General features: G+C 67.7%; 11 protein-coding genes and 1 pseudogene. 7 read left to right on the forward strand and 5 right to left on the reverse strand.

The features are described from left to right. On the reverse strand, nt 1-544 hold a 544-nt coding region (locus AB0L95_RS40635), incomplete at its 3' end, for a hypothetical protein (RefSeq protein ID WP_365171506.1). 123 nt (nt 545-667) lie between these two features. Here AB0L95_RS40635 and AB0L95_RS40640 point away from each other — a divergent pair. Both AB0L95_RS40640 and AB0L95_RS40645 read left to right on the forward strand, forming a co-directional pair. Then, nucleotides 668-1234: a hypothetical protein gene (locus AB0L95_RS40640; RefSeq protein ID WP_365171508.1), complete on the forward strand. Its 567-nt coding sequence runs from the start codon at nt 668-670 to the stop codon at nt 1232-1234. Further along, the gene (locus tag AB0L95_RS40645) at nt 1231-3894 is read left to right on the forward strand and encodes a Helicase associated domain protein (protein ID WP_365171510.1); all 2664 of its coding nucleotides are present in this window, start codon (nt 1231-1233) and stop codon (nt 3892-3894) included. Before AB0L95_RS40640 ends, AB0L95_RS40645 begins: the two co-directional genes overlap by 4 nt. Before the next feature lie 61 nt (nt 3895-3955). Here AB0L95_RS40645 and AB0L95_RS40650 read toward each other — a convergent pair whose 3' ends face one another. Both AB0L95_RS40650 and AB0L95_RS40655 read right to left on the reverse strand, forming a co-directional pair. Further along, nucleotides 3956-4789 carry a DUF4238 domain-containing protein gene (locus tag AB0L95_RS40650; protein WP_365171512.1) on the reverse strand — a complete coding sequence of 278 codons (834 nt, stop codon included), beginning with the start codon at nt 4787-4789 and terminating at the stop codon, nt 3956-3958. Then, nucleotides 4786-5904, reverse strand: coding sequence for a hypothetical protein (locus AB0L95_RS40655; protein ID WP_365171514.1), 1119 nt, complete (start codon nt 5902-5904; stop codon nt 4786-4788). Before AB0L95_RS40655 ends, AB0L95_RS40650 begins: the two co-directional genes overlap by 4 nt. 287 nt (nt 5905-6191) lie before the next feature. Between AB0L95_RS40655 and AB0L95_RS40660 the strand changes: the two genes are divergently transcribed. Continuing rightward, a complete protein-coding gene (locus tag AB0L95_RS40660; RefSeq protein WP_365171516.1) occupies nt 6192-7607 on the forward strand; it encodes a hypothetical protein in 1416 nt (471 codons plus the stop codon). A gap of 137 nt (nt 7608-7744) precedes the next feature. Continuing rightward, a pseudogene (locus AB0L95_RS40665) lies at nt 7745-8509 on the forward strand (IS3 family transposase); the annotation flags it as partial. A gap of 305 nt (nt 8510-8814) precedes the next feature. Here the strand turns inward: AB0L95_RS40665 and AB0L95_RS40670 are convergent. Next, nucleotides 8815-9009 (reverse strand): hypothetical protein, encoded by a 195-nt coding sequence (locus tag AB0L95_RS40670; protein ID WP_365171518.1) that lies wholly within the window; start codon nt 9007-9009, stop codon nt 8815-8817. Nucleotides 9010-9146: 137 nt separating this feature from the next. On the opposite strand from AB0L95_RS40670, the gene AB0L95_RS40675 reads away from it, so the two are divergent. The 3 genes from AB0L95_RS40675 to AB0L95_RS40685 all read left to right on the forward strand — a co-directional run bounded on the left by AB0L95_RS40675 (nt 9147) and on the right by AB0L95_RS40685 (nt 13060). Beyond that, nucleotides 9147-11282: a SpoIIE family protein phosphatase gene (locus tag AB0L95_RS40675; RefSeq protein ID WP_365171520.1), complete on the forward strand. Its 2136-nt coding sequence runs from the start codon at nt 9147-9149 to the stop codon at nt 11280-11282. Between the two features lie 571 nt (nt 11283-11853). Continuing rightward, the gene (locus tag AB0L95_RS40680) at nt 11854-12327 is read left to right on the forward strand and encodes a hypothetical protein (protein ID WP_365171522.1); all 474 of its coding nucleotides are present in this window, start codon (nt 11854-11856) and stop codon (nt 12325-12327) included. Between the two features lie 163 nt (nt 12328-12490). Beyond that, nucleotides 12491-13060, forward strand: a complete 570-nt coding sequence (locus AB0L95_RS40685) for a hypothetical protein (protein ID WP_365171524.1) — start codon at nt 12491-12493, stop codon at nt 13058-13060. 33 nt (nt 13061-13093) lie between these two features. On the opposite strand, the gene AB0L95_RS40690 is transcribed toward AB0L95_RS40685, so the two are convergent. Then, a complete protein-coding gene (locus AB0L95_RS40690) occupies nt 13094-15442 on the reverse strand; it encodes a Helicase associated domain protein (protein WP_365171526.1) in 2349 nt (782 codons plus the stop codon). Nucleotides 15443-15760: the final 318 nt, after the last annotated feature.

Genomic DNA, 15760 nt, shown 5'->3' on the forward strand with positions numbered 1-15760 from the left:
CAACTGCCGGGCCTGGGCGGCCGAGAGTCCCGGCATCAGGGGCCGCATGGAGACCGCCCGGGCCCTGTGGAGCGCCGCGTTGACCGTGGTGTTCGCCCCGCCTCATTGCGATCCGCAACTCCGCGAGCAGGAGCTCCCACCTGTCCCGGGCCTGCACGTAGTCCTGACTGGTATGGAGTGCTCCCCCTTCCACGAGGTCCCTCAGATCCCGCAGGGACCGAAACGCGGCAGTCGATGCCTCGACGACTTCCCTGGGCGCCACCACCGCGATCTGATAGCGCAGTTCGTAGGCATTCCCCTCGTGGAACACCTCAGCAGCCCTGCGAACCCGTTCTCCATCTGGCAAGCCAGACGGCCTTGCCGCCATCCGCAAATGGTTCCTCGTCCTGGCGAGAGCGGCCAGGTAATCGCCGTACAGCTGCTGCCGTGCGGCCTGGTCCTTGTCTTCCCGGCCGCGCTTGGTCCGTATCTGATCCGTCGCCAGCGTGGAGGCGATGCCGATGACAGCACCGAGTGACGTGCTCACGAGCGGTCCCCAGTCCATGACAGGGATCCTACGAGACCTGAGTCAGCGCATGCAGGGCTCTACCGTTAATGCTGCATCTCGGTGTGATGCAGCATGTAGCATTGGCGTAATCGAAGGACCCCCGGCAGAGAGCCGCATCGTGTGTTGATCTACGAGTATCTCCCGCATGAGCTTGCGCGGCTCGGGGTGATCGCGAGGGCCGCCGCACTCGATCGGCGTCAGGTGGCCGCGCAGGTACATCTGGCGCAGGAACGCGCCGGGCGCGCACGGGTGGGGCCTGCGGAACCGCATCACTTGAGTGAGCTGTTGATCGCGGAGCTGCGGTGCGTTCAGTGGGAGCGGATCGCCGCTGCCATGGACAGGGATCAGGTGGCCGTGTACGCGCCCTCCCGTGACGCGCGTGCTGTCCGCTATGAAGAGGAGCGGTTGCAGCGGCTGATGACCGAGGTGGCTGAGGCCGAGCGGTCGGGTGTCGCGGCTGTGGAGATCTCGCGGCACCGCGTCTACCGGATCGGTACTCGGCCCGTCGCCGGCCGCTCCCGCCCGGGCGTGCCGGGTCCGGTCGTTCATCTAATGGCTGCGTCAGCCGAGGCAGCGGCCGAGCGGGCCTGGGCCGTGCACGGTAAAGACGGCGGCCTCTACCAGCGCACCGGATGCCGCATCGCTTCCGTCGTCCAGGTCCTTCCTGAGTCCGGAGAACTCTTTTGATTCAGCTTCGCGAACACCAACTACGGCAGAAATCGGCTTTCCGGGATTGGGTGGGGTTTCCTGCAAGGTCTTCGGTCCCGGCGCAGGGGGCGCGGGGGACGATTGTGTCGGCGACCGGGTCGGGGAAGACGATCACGGCGGCTGCGTGTGCGCTGGAGTGCTTCCCCGGTGGCCGGATCCTGGTGACGGTGCCGACCCTGGATCTGCTTGTGCAGACCGCGCAGGCGTGGCGGGCAGTGGGCCATCGTGCTCCGATGGTGGCGGTGTGCTCGCTGGAGAACGATCCGGTGCTCGAGTCGCTGGTGGTGCGGACGACGACCAACCCGATTCAGCTCGCGCTGTGGGCGGGGTCGGGGCCGGTGGTCGTGTTCGCTACGTACGCCTCGCTGGTGGATCGTGAGGACTTCGACGACCCGGCGGGCCGGGGGACGATGCGGGGGCCGTTGGAGGCTGCTCTGGCGGGCGGGGAGCGGCTGTACGGACAGCGGATGGCCCCGTTCGACCTCGCCGTCGTGGACGAAGCCCACTCGACTGCGGGTGATCTTGGTCGGTCGTGGGCGGCGATCCACGACAACACCCGTATCCCCGCCGACTTCCGGCTCTACCTGACCGCTACCCCGCGGATCCTGGCCTCTCCCCGGCCGCAGCGCGGGAAGGACGGGCGCGAGCTGGAGCTGGCGTCGATGGGCCAGGACTCGGCCATGTTCGGGCCGTGGCTGGCGGAGTTCGGGCTCTCGGAGGCGGTCGAGCGGGGCGTCCTCGCCGGGTTCGAGATCGACGTCCTGGAGATCGAGGACCCCGACTACTTTGTCGGCCTGTCCGACGAGGCGCGGCGGGGCCGGCGCCTCGCGCTACTGCAGGCCGCGCTGCTGGAGCATGCCAGTGCCCGCAACATCAAGACGATGATGACCTTCCACAGCCGGGTCGAGGAAGCCGAAGCCTTCGCCGTCAATCTGCCTCGGACGGCTGCGGACCTGTATGCGGACGAGGTCACCGCCCACGCCCTGGACGAGGCCGCCGCCCGGCCCGCCTCTCCTCTCGGTGCCGAGCCGGGGGACGTCGAGGCCGTCGGCCGGCACGTCCCCGCAGACCGGGTGTGGGCGGCCTGGCTGTGCGGCGACCACCTTGTCACCGAACGCCGCGAGGTCCTGCGCCAGTTCGCCAATGGCATCGACGCCGCGGGCCGGCGGGTGCACCGGGCGTTCCTCGCCAGCTGCCGTGTTCTCGGGGAAGGGGTCGACATCCGGGGCGAGCGGGGTGTGGAGGCGGTCTGCTTCGCCGACACCCGCAGCTCCCAGGTCGAGATCGTGCAGAACATCGGGCGGGCGCTGCGGCCCAACCTCGACGGCAGCACGAAGACCGCGCGGATCATCGTGCCCGTCTTCCTCCAGCCCGGCGAAGACCCCACCGGCATGATCGCCAGCGCCTCCTACGCCCCCCTCGTCGCCGTCCTCCAAGGCCTGCGCTCCCACTCCGAACACCTCACCGAACAACTCGCCAACCGCGCCCTCACCCGAGGGACGCGCAAGGTCCACGTCCGGCGGGACGACGACGGGCGCATCATCACCGGCGTTCCCGCCAGCGCCGGCCCGGAAGGGCCGCAGGCCGGGAGTGGCGTGGCGGAGTCGGAGCTGCTGCAGTTCTCCAGCCCCCGGGACCCGGCCACCATCGCCGCGTTCCTGCGCACCCGCGTCTACCGGCCACAGTCGCTGGTCTGGCTCGAGGGCTACCAAGCCCTGCTGCGGTGGCGGGCGGAAAACGACATCAGCGGGCTGTATGCCGTGCCCTATGACGTCGAGACGCAGGTGGGGGTGACCAAGGCGTTCCCGCTGGGCAGGTGGGTGCACCAACAGCGCAAAGCACTACGGGCCGGAGAGCTCGACCCGCACCGCAAGGAACTGCTCGACGCCCCCGAGGCGGGGATGGTGTGGGAGCCGGGCGAGGAAGCCTGGGAGAACAAGCTCGCCGCCCTACGGTCCTACCGGCGTGCCACCGGACACCTCGCGCCGCGGCAGGACGCCGTGTGGGATGACCCCGACGGACAACCCGTCGCGATCGGGCAGCTGATCGCCAACCTCCGCCGTAACGGCGGCCTCGGCAAGAACCCCGATCGGGCGGAGCAGCGCGCAGGGCAGCTGACCGCGATCGACCCCGGCTGGAACTGCCCCTGGCCACTCAACTGGCAACGCCACCACCGCCACCTCGCCGACCTCGCCGCCGACGAACCAGACGGCCGGCTCCCCGACATCGCACCCGGCGTCCTCCTCGACGGCGACGACCTCGGACAATGGCTCCAACAGCAACGCAAGCCGGCCACCTGGAAGCAGCTGTCCACCGAACAGCAGAAACGACTGACCAAGCTCGGCGTCAAACCACTCCAGGCGCCGCCTGCCTCCCCAGCGGCGAAGAGCGGGAAGGGGCCGAGCAAGGCAGCAGCGGCCTTCCAGCGCGGACTCGCCGCCCTCGCACAGTGGATCGAACGGGAAGGCGCCCACCGGCTAGTACCACGCGGCCACAGTGAAGAGATCGCGGTCGACGGCGAGGCGGAGCCGGTGGTCGTGAAGCTGGGGGTGTGGGTCTCGAACACCAAGTCGAGGCGACACAAGCTCGCCCCCGAGCAGCTGGCCGCACTACGGGAGCTGGGCGTGGAGTGGGCGTAGCCCAGACCCTCACCGACAGCACCGGATGAACTATGGGCCAGCGCTGACGTGCGTAGCCCGATCAGATCTCGTCAAAAAGGTACCTTCGCCCAGGGATATCCCGGAAGGCGCCATTCACGAGGGTGATGCGGTGCGAAACCTCGCGAGCGGTGCGCTGGGTCTGTAGCTCGGCTTCGCTCTCTGGGTGCCCGGCCACGAACTCCGAGGCGTCCGTCCAGATCGCCGCGTTCAACCACCGAACGTAGTTCGGCCGCAAGACTTGATGGTCGAACCCGCCAGCCGGGCCTTCCCAACCAACGGCGGCGACGCGTGAGTTCAACGGGATGTACAGTCCCCTGCCCGGGCGATTGTGCTGGCCGATGTACGTCCAGCCACGGTCGCTGATGGTGAACCGGGGCGCGTCCGACGGGCTGTGCAGGAAGCGCCAGCGCATGCTCGGCAGCAGGGTCTGCAGCCCGTTGCTCATGACCTTCAGCCGGGCCATCTGGACGGCGTCGCCAGAAATAGCTGGCTGGCCCGCCTCGGCGTACCAGCGATTGAGCGCGTCACCGAAGTCGGGATGGCGGACGCCGACCATCGCGGCGTACACCAGGAAGGCTTGCTGGATCACTGGGTCGGTGCTGCCAGCCTCAAGCTCGCTGACGAGCTGGTGCAGGTACGGCTCGATGGTGTCCCATACGGTGTCGACCACGTCGGGGTCCACACCGGGCGCCGGGTTCGCCAGCCGGTACATGCGCGAGCGCCAGCCGATCGATTCGGCTTTCGTAGCCAGCACGATGCCCGAATTGCGTCGCCGCCATCGCAGTTCCGCCTCGCGCAGCCGGTCACCCCGCGCCATGCCGAACCCGCCCAGCAATGTGGCGGGCAGGTAGTGCTGCCGCTCTCCAGTACTCACGGCCCCTCCGGTATGACAGTGGCACGCGCGGCCTGAATCTCCTCCTGAAGGCGACCAAGGCTGTCCGCAGCGTGCGCGCGCACGCTGTCCCAGCCCGCGGCGAAGTCCCGGACAGGGAAGGTGAGCCCGAGGTCGTGGTGGGCCTGGATCAAAGCGGGGTCCGGCTTGGGATGGATGAAGGAGTTACGGACCATCCGGATCTGGTCGAGCCGCCGCACAGTCGACTCGACGGCTGCCTGGTCGATCCCGGGCAGGCGGCGCACCAGGTAGTCGTCGAGGCGCCCCAGGGCGTGGGACGGGTTCCTTCCTGGCACGCTTAGATCGCGCAGGATCTCGCTCAGGACGACGACGCCGGACTGAAACTCGGCCTCAGTGGAGGCGGGCAGCGCCAGCAAGCTGGAGCGGTCCATGGGCGGTCGCGGCACCATGCCCCTGTCCAAGATCAGTTCGCAGGTGACGTCGAAGAAGTTCAGCGCGCGCAGCAAAGCCCGGGGCTCGGCGTACGGCAGCACAGCCGGGGGGATCGGCGGCGCAAGCGCGGCAGTCACGGCGTTCAGGTAGGCATCGGTGGTGAAGAAGTTGGCCTCAGTCAGGTAGCCCAGCCGACCGCTGCCGGGAGACTCCCGGAAGCTGATCCCCGGCCACTCGGTCAGCGCAATCTGCGCGATGTGCTCCCCATGCCCGTCGCCTTCACCCGACTTTTCAAGGAACTCGCGCAGGTTCACCTCCAGATCCGGGCAAATGAAGGGTGACTCCAAGATCCGCTTCTGGGCGCTGGTCAACTCCCGCATGAACGCGAGCAGCGCCCGGCTGATCTGCGAGGCCACGGGATCGTGTAGCAGGTGATGCAGCGCGGCAAGGGTGAGCCGGACGGGACCGTCAGGGTCAGGCGTGACACCACTGGTGATCCAGCCCACCGCCCGATACGGATGCCGCAGGTGAGCTCCTACCCCAGGGAAGCTGCGCAGGACCGCCTCAGCCTGGTAGCCGCCCTGCCGCATGACGTACTCGATGTAGAAGTACTTGGGGAACTGGCCCGCGTCGGAGAATCGGCTCCAGACAAGATCCACTAGCAAGCGTTGCGGATCATCCAGCGGGTCCAACAGCCCGGTCATATCTTCCCCCTCACTTCGAGGCATGAGCCTACTTCGCAACCGTCAGCAACCAGTTACTCAGAGGCGTTCAGGGGCCTTTCCTGTCGAAGCGTCGCCGGGACGACCGTTTCAGGGACGGTCGAGGCACCCGTCGACGTACGGAAGGCCATCAGGCCCGTACCTTGTGTTGCTCGGTGGATTGGGGCACCGCCACCGCTTCAGCAGCACACGCGCAACAGGGTGACCAGCACCTTGCGCGCGTTGAGGGCTACTGCCGGATTCCCCCGGTTCTCTGCGACTATCTACCTATGGTTGGCAGCAGCGATCGTTCAGCGCTTCGCGCTCTGCTCGACATAGCCGTCGCGCCTCTCAGCAACCTGACGCATGCCGTGCTGAGTCGGGCCTTCGAGCGACTGGGGATGCCAGCGATTCCTGAGAACGCCGGCAGCAAGTCAGCCCGGATTGAACAGAGCCTCCAGCAGGTACCCGACACGGAACTGCCGCGACTGGCTCAACGTGTCTTACAGCAGCAGGACTTCCCCTTCCCTGTGCGCCCGCCGCTCCGCCATCAGCTCGAAGACTTGCTGTGGGAAGAGAGCGCACCACCCGGCATACCCAAGAAGGCCCGCCGTGAAGTGGCGCGCGCCCTGTATCTCCCGGAGCTCACCCAGCACCATGACCGCTTCCTGCATCTGTTGGATGACCTCTGGGCGATCGAGGGACCGGACCTTTCCTTCGACGAGCTCAGCGCGCTGCTGCTGAACGGGACGCGGCCGGTGACGCTGAAGGACCTCATCAAGAGGCACGTTCTCCGCAACAAGGGGGACTGGTCGACCGAGCGGCTTTTCGAGAGCCTCGGTGCGTTCGAGGCAGGGGACGCCAGGTTCGCCCGCTTCCTGGAAGGCCTGGTCTCGGCGGACGTTCTCTTGAACGAGCACCTGCAGGAGAAGACAGCCAGCACGATCAACGACCACCTCCGCGCCTATGGGGTCGAGTTGCGGCAAACGGGCAGCGATGGCGGCTATCCGCTGTTCACCCTGGTATCGATGCGGCTGCACAGCAACCAGAGGCCGAAGAACATCATTTTCGCTTCTCTGGGTAAACCAGACATTCGTTTCCGATCCTCGGTGGACAACGACATCGAGATCGTCGGCGGACGACCGGGCGCCACCCTTGTCTATGACCGGGAGATCCCTGCCGAGGGTCTGCGTTGGCGGGACCTGCACCGCTGGTGGCAGGACACGCACGGGTTCACCAGCGAGAGTGACGCCAGTGAAGATCTTTACCAACGGCTCCTCAGGAGCCTGCCAGGCAACTCACCCGGCCAGAGGAACCTCTTCACGGCCTACCGTACGGCTCGCCCGTTCTGTGCGGATGACCTTGCTCTCCTGCCCGAGGTATGGCTGCACTGGGATCCCAAGACCGTTAAGGAGCGCGGCCCCGAAGCGTTGCTGCGTTCCCGCATGGACTTCCTTCTACTGCTGCCCTTCGGACAGCGTGTCGTCCTGGAGATCGACGGAGTGCAGCACTACACGCGCGACGACGGCCATACTCCCGACACCGCCAAATACGCGGACATGGTCGCCGCCGACCGGGACCTCAAGCTCAGAGGGTACGAGGTCTTCCGCTTCGGCCACGACGAACTCCAACAGCTCGAGGACGCCAAGAAGCTCCTACTCCAGTTCATCCCGGACATGCTCAGCCGCTTCAGAGTCAGACTCTGACGCCAGAGCAGACACGCCGCGTCCCACTGGTCCTGCGGCACCCTGATTGCTATCGGCTGCCTGGGGCGGTTACCCGGGTCTCCGCCAGGACGATGCCGGGTCGCCGGGTCGCGGTGCACCAGGGCGTACAGACCCTAGAGGCCGAGGAGAAGCGGACCGTGAGCGAAATCCGCGCCATCCACGCCGAACACGAGGGCGCGTACGGGGCCCCGCGCGTCCATGCCGAGCTGCGTGCGAGAGGACAGAGATCAACCGCAAGCGCGTCACTCGGCTGATGCGGATCAACCACATCGTCGGCCGGCACCTCCGCAAGAAGAAGCGGACGACGATCGCGGACAGGACCGCGCCGCCCGTGCCGGACCTGGTCATGAGCGACTTCACCGCAGACACGCTGAACACCAGGTGGTGCGGCGACATCACGTACATAGCCGTCGGCTCGACGTGGCTCTATCTCGCCACGGTGATCGACATCTGCTCCAGGAAGGTGGTGGGTTGGTCGATCGCCGATCACATGCGCACCTCGCTGGTCACCGACGCGATCGAGATGGCCGTGGCCGCCCGCAGCGGCCGGGTGCGCGGCGTCGTGTTCCACACGGACAGGGGAGCCCAATACAGCGCGGCCGCCTTCGCCGACGTCTGCCGTCGACACGGCATCCGCCGCAGCATGGGCCGGATCGGCTCGAGCTACGACAACGCCCTCGCTGAGTCGTTCTTCCAGGGCATCAAGCGCGAATTGCTCCATGGCCGCCGCTGGACCTCGAAGGCACAGCCCCGGCTGGAGCTGTTCCGCTGGCTGTCGTACTACAACCGGCGCCGTCGGCACTCCGCGCTCGGCTACCTCACACCAGTTGAGTTCGAACAGCAAACTGATCAAGTCACGTACGCTGTCACTCGTCGCATGACACCCGGTGTCCACTCCCAGGGATCAACCTCAGGAGGCCCCTCCCTCGTGCGTCGGCCATCTGGCGATCAACCGAACGGGAACAGACCCGAACCCTCGTTCGATCTTCGCGCCCCAAGATCGCTTTGATAACGGCTTCTCAGGTCACCCGACCCTCGGGCCACCGGCAACGCGCGGCGCGTCCAAGTCGTCGTCGGCGGCGCTGCCTACGCGATCCAGAGCCCCACATTCACCCACGTCTAGGCCTGTGAGTGTGTGATCACCGGCACGAGGAGGGCATTCGGGCAGGGTTGGGCCGTGAGTCCTCTATCCCCGCGTCAGGGCGATCAATCCGTAGCACAGGGTAAGGCTTCCGGCGAAGGCCATGCCGGCCCGTGAGAGGGAGGAGGGGCGATTCGCGCCCTCCCAGCGCGCCAGTGCGTAAGCGATCAACGCTGCGGCGGTGGACACCAGTACGGCGATGGTCAACAGAAGCAGGAGCGTCAGGAAGGTGGTGGTCAACGGTTACGGCCTCGCTTGTGTCGGGTGAAAGTGAGCTGTTCCCACGATGACTGAGCCAAGGGGGCCGGTGGAGCGGTTGGATGGTTCTCCGGTGACAACACGGTGTTGTTGCCAGAACAACAGGACAGGGAGGACCGATGGGCGGCAAGGCGAAGCGACCCGGTCGGCCGTGGAGTCCACCGCGCGGGGGATGCATAGAGATCAATCAGCTGGCCGAGCTGATGCGGGGCTGGTTGGACGAAGCCTTGGTATCGGTGCCCCAGCTGCACCGGCTGCTGACCCCTGACCACTTCGCTGACCAGGCCGTGCCCAACTTGCGCCAACTGAGAGACCGGCTCGCCGGCCAGGGCCTGGAGTGGGACCTGGTGGAGGCCGTAGCCGATGTGTGCTACCCGGCCGAACCTGTCCATCGCGCCACCAACTCGCGCCTTCAGACGGCGCGGGAGCTCTGGCACAGGGCGCAGACTGCTCCGACACCGCTGGGGGCTGCTGACGCGCTGGCGGTCACCGAGGAACTGCTGGCGGCCAAGGACCGCGTCATCGCGATCTATGCGGAGTTGGAGCGCGTCCGACGGGCTCTCGAGGCCAGCGAACGCGGCCGCCACCAGGCCTTGCAGGTGGGGCTGTTGCTGTTTGCGATGCTTGGCCAGGCGCAGGCTGCTAGCGCCGAGCTCAGGCGCAGCATGGACTCTCCAGCTCCGGAGTCGGCGGCGTACCGTGCCCTGCAGGTGCGCTATGCCCGAGTACATGGTCAGGAGCTGGAGTTGCGGCAGCAGCTGGCCCGTGCGGAACGGGACCGGGCCGTTGCCCAAGAGGTCGCCGACCACGGTGCACGGCGTATCCGGCAACTGGAGGCAGAACTCGCCGTTGTGCGGGCCAGGCAGGGTCAGGGCGACCAGGTTCTGCCGCGCGAGCTGCCAACTGAGATCTCCCCGCCCGAACTGACCGTACCGCAGTTGAACGATGCGGCCCTGGACGACGTGGACCTCGCTCTGGCCAAGGCTCGGCTAGTCCTTGATGAGGAGCACGAAGCCGTTCAGCAAGCAGCGGACGATCTTCGGTATCGGCCCGATCTCACACAGGTTGCTTTCGATTCCGCCGGCCCTGCGGTCAGGATTGTGCCTGGGCAGATACATCGCCCCGGCGACGTGGTCGGCCGTGAAGCGGGCCGGGGTTTCATGGAGTTGTCCGGGACAACCGTGAACAACCCTCTGGCCGACTCCCATTCAATAGGTGTCGGGGCCGTTCTGCCCGGGGTGCACCTTGCCTCCCGCCACGTGCACGCCGGTGCCAGCGGCGGATGGTGCTGCGCGGTTCCGCTCCCTGACACCCGCATCGTCCTGGCCGCGGGGGACCTGGGTCACCCTCTGGGGGCCGGTGCTCTGCGGCAGCTGCTCAGCAGCTTGAGGAGCCTGGCTTTCCTGAAACACGAGCCCGGTGAGGTAGTGCTGCACTTCAGCGACATCGCGCGCGATCTCGGTGCTGCCCACACGGCGACGTGTCTGTACACCGTGTACGACCCCGTCGAGCACTTACTCAGCATCGCCAGCACCGGCCACGTGTCCCCGCTGCTCCTCCAGCCCGACGGTAGCGGACAAGTCATCGACGTGAGCGACTGGTTTGCTTTTGACGAGATGGCGATGAGGGTGCCCGCCGGGGCCACCCTGATGCTCTACACCCGTGGCCTGGTCGAATCCCAGCACGCAGACATGGATGCCGGCATCGAGCAGCTGCGTGAACGCCTCACTGCGGCCGGACAAGTCGCCGACGTACACAGTCCCCCGTCTTTGCAGAGGTTGTGTGACGCACTCCTGGTTCCGGCGGACACCGGCCCCTGCAATAGAGATATTGCCTTGATCGGCGCCCGTCTCGATGGCATCGAGGCCGGCAATGTCATCGCCAAGTTTGTGAAAGCGTGGGATCCCCAGTGCGCAGCCACGGCGGCGGCCCGGCTTCGCGATGCGCTCAACTCCTGGGGCCTGACCGAGTTGACCACGTCAGTCGAGCTACTGGTCCGCACCGTGGTAGGCCAGTTGTCACGGCACGCCAGCAACATGGTCATCGCGCTGCGACTGCTGCGACTTGACGGTCTGCTGCGCTGCGAAATCGCCCTCCGTACTGAACTCAGTGGCGTTGGCCGCCCGCCCCGACTGGCACAGGTAATGGGCCTGTTCGACCACAGCGCCATTGCCACGCTTGACAGCCACGCCCACCGCTGGGGAGACATCGGAGAGGTCATCTGGTTTGAGAAGCCGTTATCAATCCGGGCGTGATCGCTTGTTTTCCGCTGGTCGGGCTTGGTGCCTGCGGGTGGGTGGCAGGGATGTTCGCGTCGTGTCGCCGCATCGCTGGAGGGCCGGATGCCGTCGCCTATGGGGTTGCTGGACGAAGCGGGAACTGAGTGCGCGTCAGCGCCTTGAGGAGTGCCGCGAGGAGGCGGAGCGCGCTGCGGCTGCGCTCGCCGAGGCCGAGCGGGCCTGCGAGCGGGCTGAGATCGCGAAGGAGGAGTTCGCGGCGGCGCTGGCCGAGGCGCGCGCGGAGGATGATCCGTCGCGCGTTGGCGGGGGCGCGGACCGCCGGTGCGGCGCCGGTGAGACGCACGGCAGGTGGGCCGCAGCTCCCGGCCTACGGCGGCAGGAGCCAGATCCGGTCATGTTGTTTCGAGGCAGAGTGAGACGCCATGAGACGCAGGGAGACACCGACGGACACCCATGAACGCCAATGAACGACAACGACCGCCAACACCCCTGGCCAGGAGTGTCCGAGACGGGGCACCGGGTTGTTTCGACCTTGAGGAGGAGAGCAACACTTGCCGGTATGCCGAGCTTTCAGCAAAGGAAGGCCGTGGGCGACGCGCACGAAAAACGTGTCGCTGAGGAACTCGCCTTGCGCGGATGGGACGTCAGCCCCTGGGGCCAGGGCGTGCTGACCGAAGCGGTGCGAGTCGCCCTGCGGGGCACCGAGAGTTCGCTGCGGTGGACACCCGATCTGGTGGCCGCCAAGGACCGGCAGGTGTTTCTGATCGACTGCAAGAGCCGCATGACCAGCCGCATCACCCAACGCCATGCGGTGGAACGGGCCGCCGTCATGGCGCACCTCCAGCTCGCCGCATGGACGCAGCTGCCGATCTGCTACGTCTTCGACAACCTCGACGTCCTCACTCCCCTGGACGTCCTGATACTGGGCCGCACAGGTCCGCAACCCGCCGCAGGCTCAGGCTCCCCCTACCACCTGGTGCCCACGAGATGCTCCCTCGCATTCGACGAGGTGTTCGGAACCACGCAGCAGCTACACACCCCCGAACTCGGCGCCGCCTGACCCGGTCGGAATATGGAACCGGTCGAGCAATGACGACAACTGACCACATTGCGCGCATGGTCGGGCAAAGAGCGGCCCCTCTTCGTTCTCAGTGGCCGGGCATTGCCGTGCGGACGCTAACGTCCCCCGGAGTGCGCACTTCTGCGGGAGGCTGGACGTCATAGTGGAAGCGGTCTCGGAATTTCTCACCCTCAGAACGGACTACGCGGCCAAGATCGATGCCGACCTGGAGCTCGTCGAGAAGGATCGCGAGCGTGTCCGTGCGGAGATCACCGCGTTGCAGGATCAGCTGCACACCCTGGAAGGCAATCACGCGCTGCTACTGAGCATGCGGGAGGCCCTGTCGGGTCACTCCCCCGCCGCCTGCCCGGAGCCGGGGCCGGACGGTGCAGCCACGACCGGCAGCAGTCCTGCCGCTCCGCTTGCGTCCGACGGCGTGCCGCACACCGGCGACGGTGCCGCTGGTGATGGTGGCCGGGGTGACGGGGCACCGGAGGCGGGGAAGAAGGCGCCGACGCTTCGGGATCTGGTGGCCGATGAGCTGAAAAGGCGGGGCGAGCCCTGCTCGTCGCACGATGTCGCCACCGCACTGGCCCGGGCGCACCCGGGCCGGAGGATCAAGGAGCCCGCGATGCGTCACGCGCTGGAGGCGCTGGTCGCGCAGGGGCGGGCGGGGCGGTCCAAGCGCGGCTCGCGCGTCTTGTACTTCTCGGCCGGCATGGGCACGGACTGACGTCCGCCCGCCCGGCGGAGCGTGGTCGCTGGTTCAGGCAGCCGTCTCACGACGTGGCTGCGCGGGCGACAGGAAGACCGGCATCATCTCGAAGCCCAGAGCTGCCAGGCCGGCTTGCTGTCGGGGCGTCATCTGGGCGCTGTCCCTGCGCCGTCGAGCCAGCCAGGCCCCGAGGTGGACCTGGTCGCCGAAAACCTCTTCGGTGTGGTCCTTGGGCATGTCGAGGTGCCCATGGCGCTGGTGGTACTGGCGTGCCGCGCGCAGCCCGCGGTTGAAGGCCCGCTCGCGCAGGCCGGTGGGTCGGGTCAGCAGCATGCTGTGGGGGTGGGCGTCGGGGCAGGCGCGGGCCAGGGCGGCCAGGAGATGTTTTTGCTGGGGATCGAGCAGGTGCATGTGGGTGATCTGGCGGTCCAGCCAGCTGCCCCAGGCGGAGTCACGGCTGTCGTGGCGGTGGTAGGTGCACCGCCAGGTGCTGGTGGTCAGGCGGCGTCTGATCTGCGCGTAGGTGTACTGCCAGCGCAGGCTCCAGGGCGGGTTCCAGAAGGGGTCGACGGCGTTGAGGGAGGTGATGCGGGCGGGGGCGAGCCGGCCGGTGTCAGCGCGGCAGCGCATGGTCTCCAGCCAGGCGGCCAGGCGGCGGTCGCCGCCGTGGGCGTTCTTGCCCAGGGCGAGGGTGCCGTGACGGGCGGCGCAGGCGGTGATCTGGGCCAGGTGGTGTTCGAAGCTTTCGGGGGGATGCGGCCAGGACAGCCCCATGCTGGTGAGGGCGGCGATACGGTCGGCCGGCAGGGCTCCCGCGGCGTACAGGGAGCGTTGCTGGCCGATCCACTGGCCCAGGGCCAGGCCGTCGCTGGTGACGTGTTCGCTGGGAATGTTCAGGTGATGGTGGCGGGTGCGGAAGGCCTGAGCGGCCTGCAGACCGTCCCTCCAGAAGGCGTTGTTGGGGGCTTTGTGGGTGCGCAGTTTCAGGGTGCGGGTGACTTCGCCGGCGCGGTGCGGGCGCGGCGCAAGGGGCTGTGGTCGCGCCTTCATACGGGAGCCGAAGCGCTGGTAGGCCCTGGTGTCGTAGACGGCGAGTCCGTTGAAGAAGCGCCAGAAGTCCGAGAACGAGGAGGACTCCATGGCCTGTCGGGTGGACTGGCCGGGCGCGATGTAGACGGGGATGAAGATGGAGGCGCACTTGGCCTGGCCCGGGGGTTTGCGCAGGGCCCGGCCGATGCTCTGGGCGATGTTGTTCGGGCTGCGGCGCGGATCGGCGATCAGGATGCCGTCGGTGTCGGGGGCGTCGACGCCTTCGCTCAGCACTCGGACGCTGGCGAGCACGGCACAGTCGTGGCCGGCGGCGGCGCTGCCCGGGGTGTGGGCGGAGAAGTGCTCGAACTCGCGGAAGATCTGCTGGCGTCGCCAGGGCGCCTGGCCACAGTACAGGGCGTGCGCCCAGGGGTTTCGGATGCCGGTGCGGTCGGAGAGCACGTCGGCCGTCTCCGGCAGGGAGGCGACGAAACCGCGGGCGGCGGCGATCCGCCCGTGGAAGGACAGCACCCGGCGCACGTCGTGTTCGGCCATGGACATCAGCAGGGCTGCCTGCATCGCGGCCAGGCGGAGCCCGTCCTGATGCGGGGTGGGCAGGGGGTCGTGGAGGATCTCGCGCAGCATCCTGTCGTGGACTTCCGGCACGATGAGCTGGTAGTCGGCGAGGATGCCGCGTTCGATCGCCTCGGCCAGGTCCAGGCGGTAGACGACGGGGCCGTAGATGGTGGGGTCGTCCATCGAGGCGAGTCGTTCGATCCGGGTGCGCGCCGTTGGATTTTGCGTGGTGCGCCAGTTGCGGGGCGTGGCGGTCATGTAGAGGCGGTGCGCGGCCGGGATGGCGCGGTCGTCGTGGATGAGTCCCCAGCGCTTGTCCCAGTCGCCGCTGGTGCGGTGGGCTTCGTCGGCCAGGGCGAAGGCCCAGGGCGGCAGCCGTTCGCCACGGTGGGCCTCGGCGATGGTGGGCAGGGAGGCGTAGGTGGCGAAGACGGCGATGCGTCCTCCCTCGGCGACGCGGCGGGCCAGGACCCGGGCGTCTGCGGTGAGCAGCAGACGGCCGCGCAGGCTGCGGTCGTGAACGCCGGGCAGTGAGCACACGCCGATGAGCTGGTCGAAGCCGCCGTCGGCCAGCCAGCGGGCCGCGGTCTGGGTCAGGAGTTCAAGGGTCGGGACGAGGACGAGGACGGGGCCCCGCGCAGCGAAGTGCTCGGCGACGCGCTTGCCGATGAGGGTCTTGCCGGTGCCGCAAGCGGCGATGATGGTCGCGGCCGCGTGTCGCGTACCGCTCAGGGCGTCCACTCCCGCGGCGACGGCTTCTGTTTGGTGGGGGCGCAGCTGAACACGGCCGGACATGTGACGCGCTGACTCCCTTGTCGCGGAACTCCGTGCCCGCAGGGCACCTTCACCAGCCTTTTTGCAGTGAAGAGCCTGGCAGCTTTCCCGCAAGGTCCGGCCGACGCTGCTCGAAGCTGCTCTTTGTTTTCTTCGCGTGTGCGTAAGGGGTCGCCTCTGGGACCGGGTGTAGGCCACGTGAGACCGTTTCGTGAGCCTGGGCTGCCTGCCGGGGGCGGCGGCAGTTATTGAGGTTTTCGGGTTGTCGTCGGGGGTGGTGACGGTTCATGATCCCTGCGGTATGCCGGTGGGATGCGGTATCCGGAGGGTGGGGGCCTG

Source organism: Streptomyces sp. NPDC052036, from assembly GCF_040680495.1.
Taxonomy (GTDB): Bacteria; Actinomycetota; Actinomycetes; order Streptomycetales; family Streptomycetaceae; genus Streptomyces.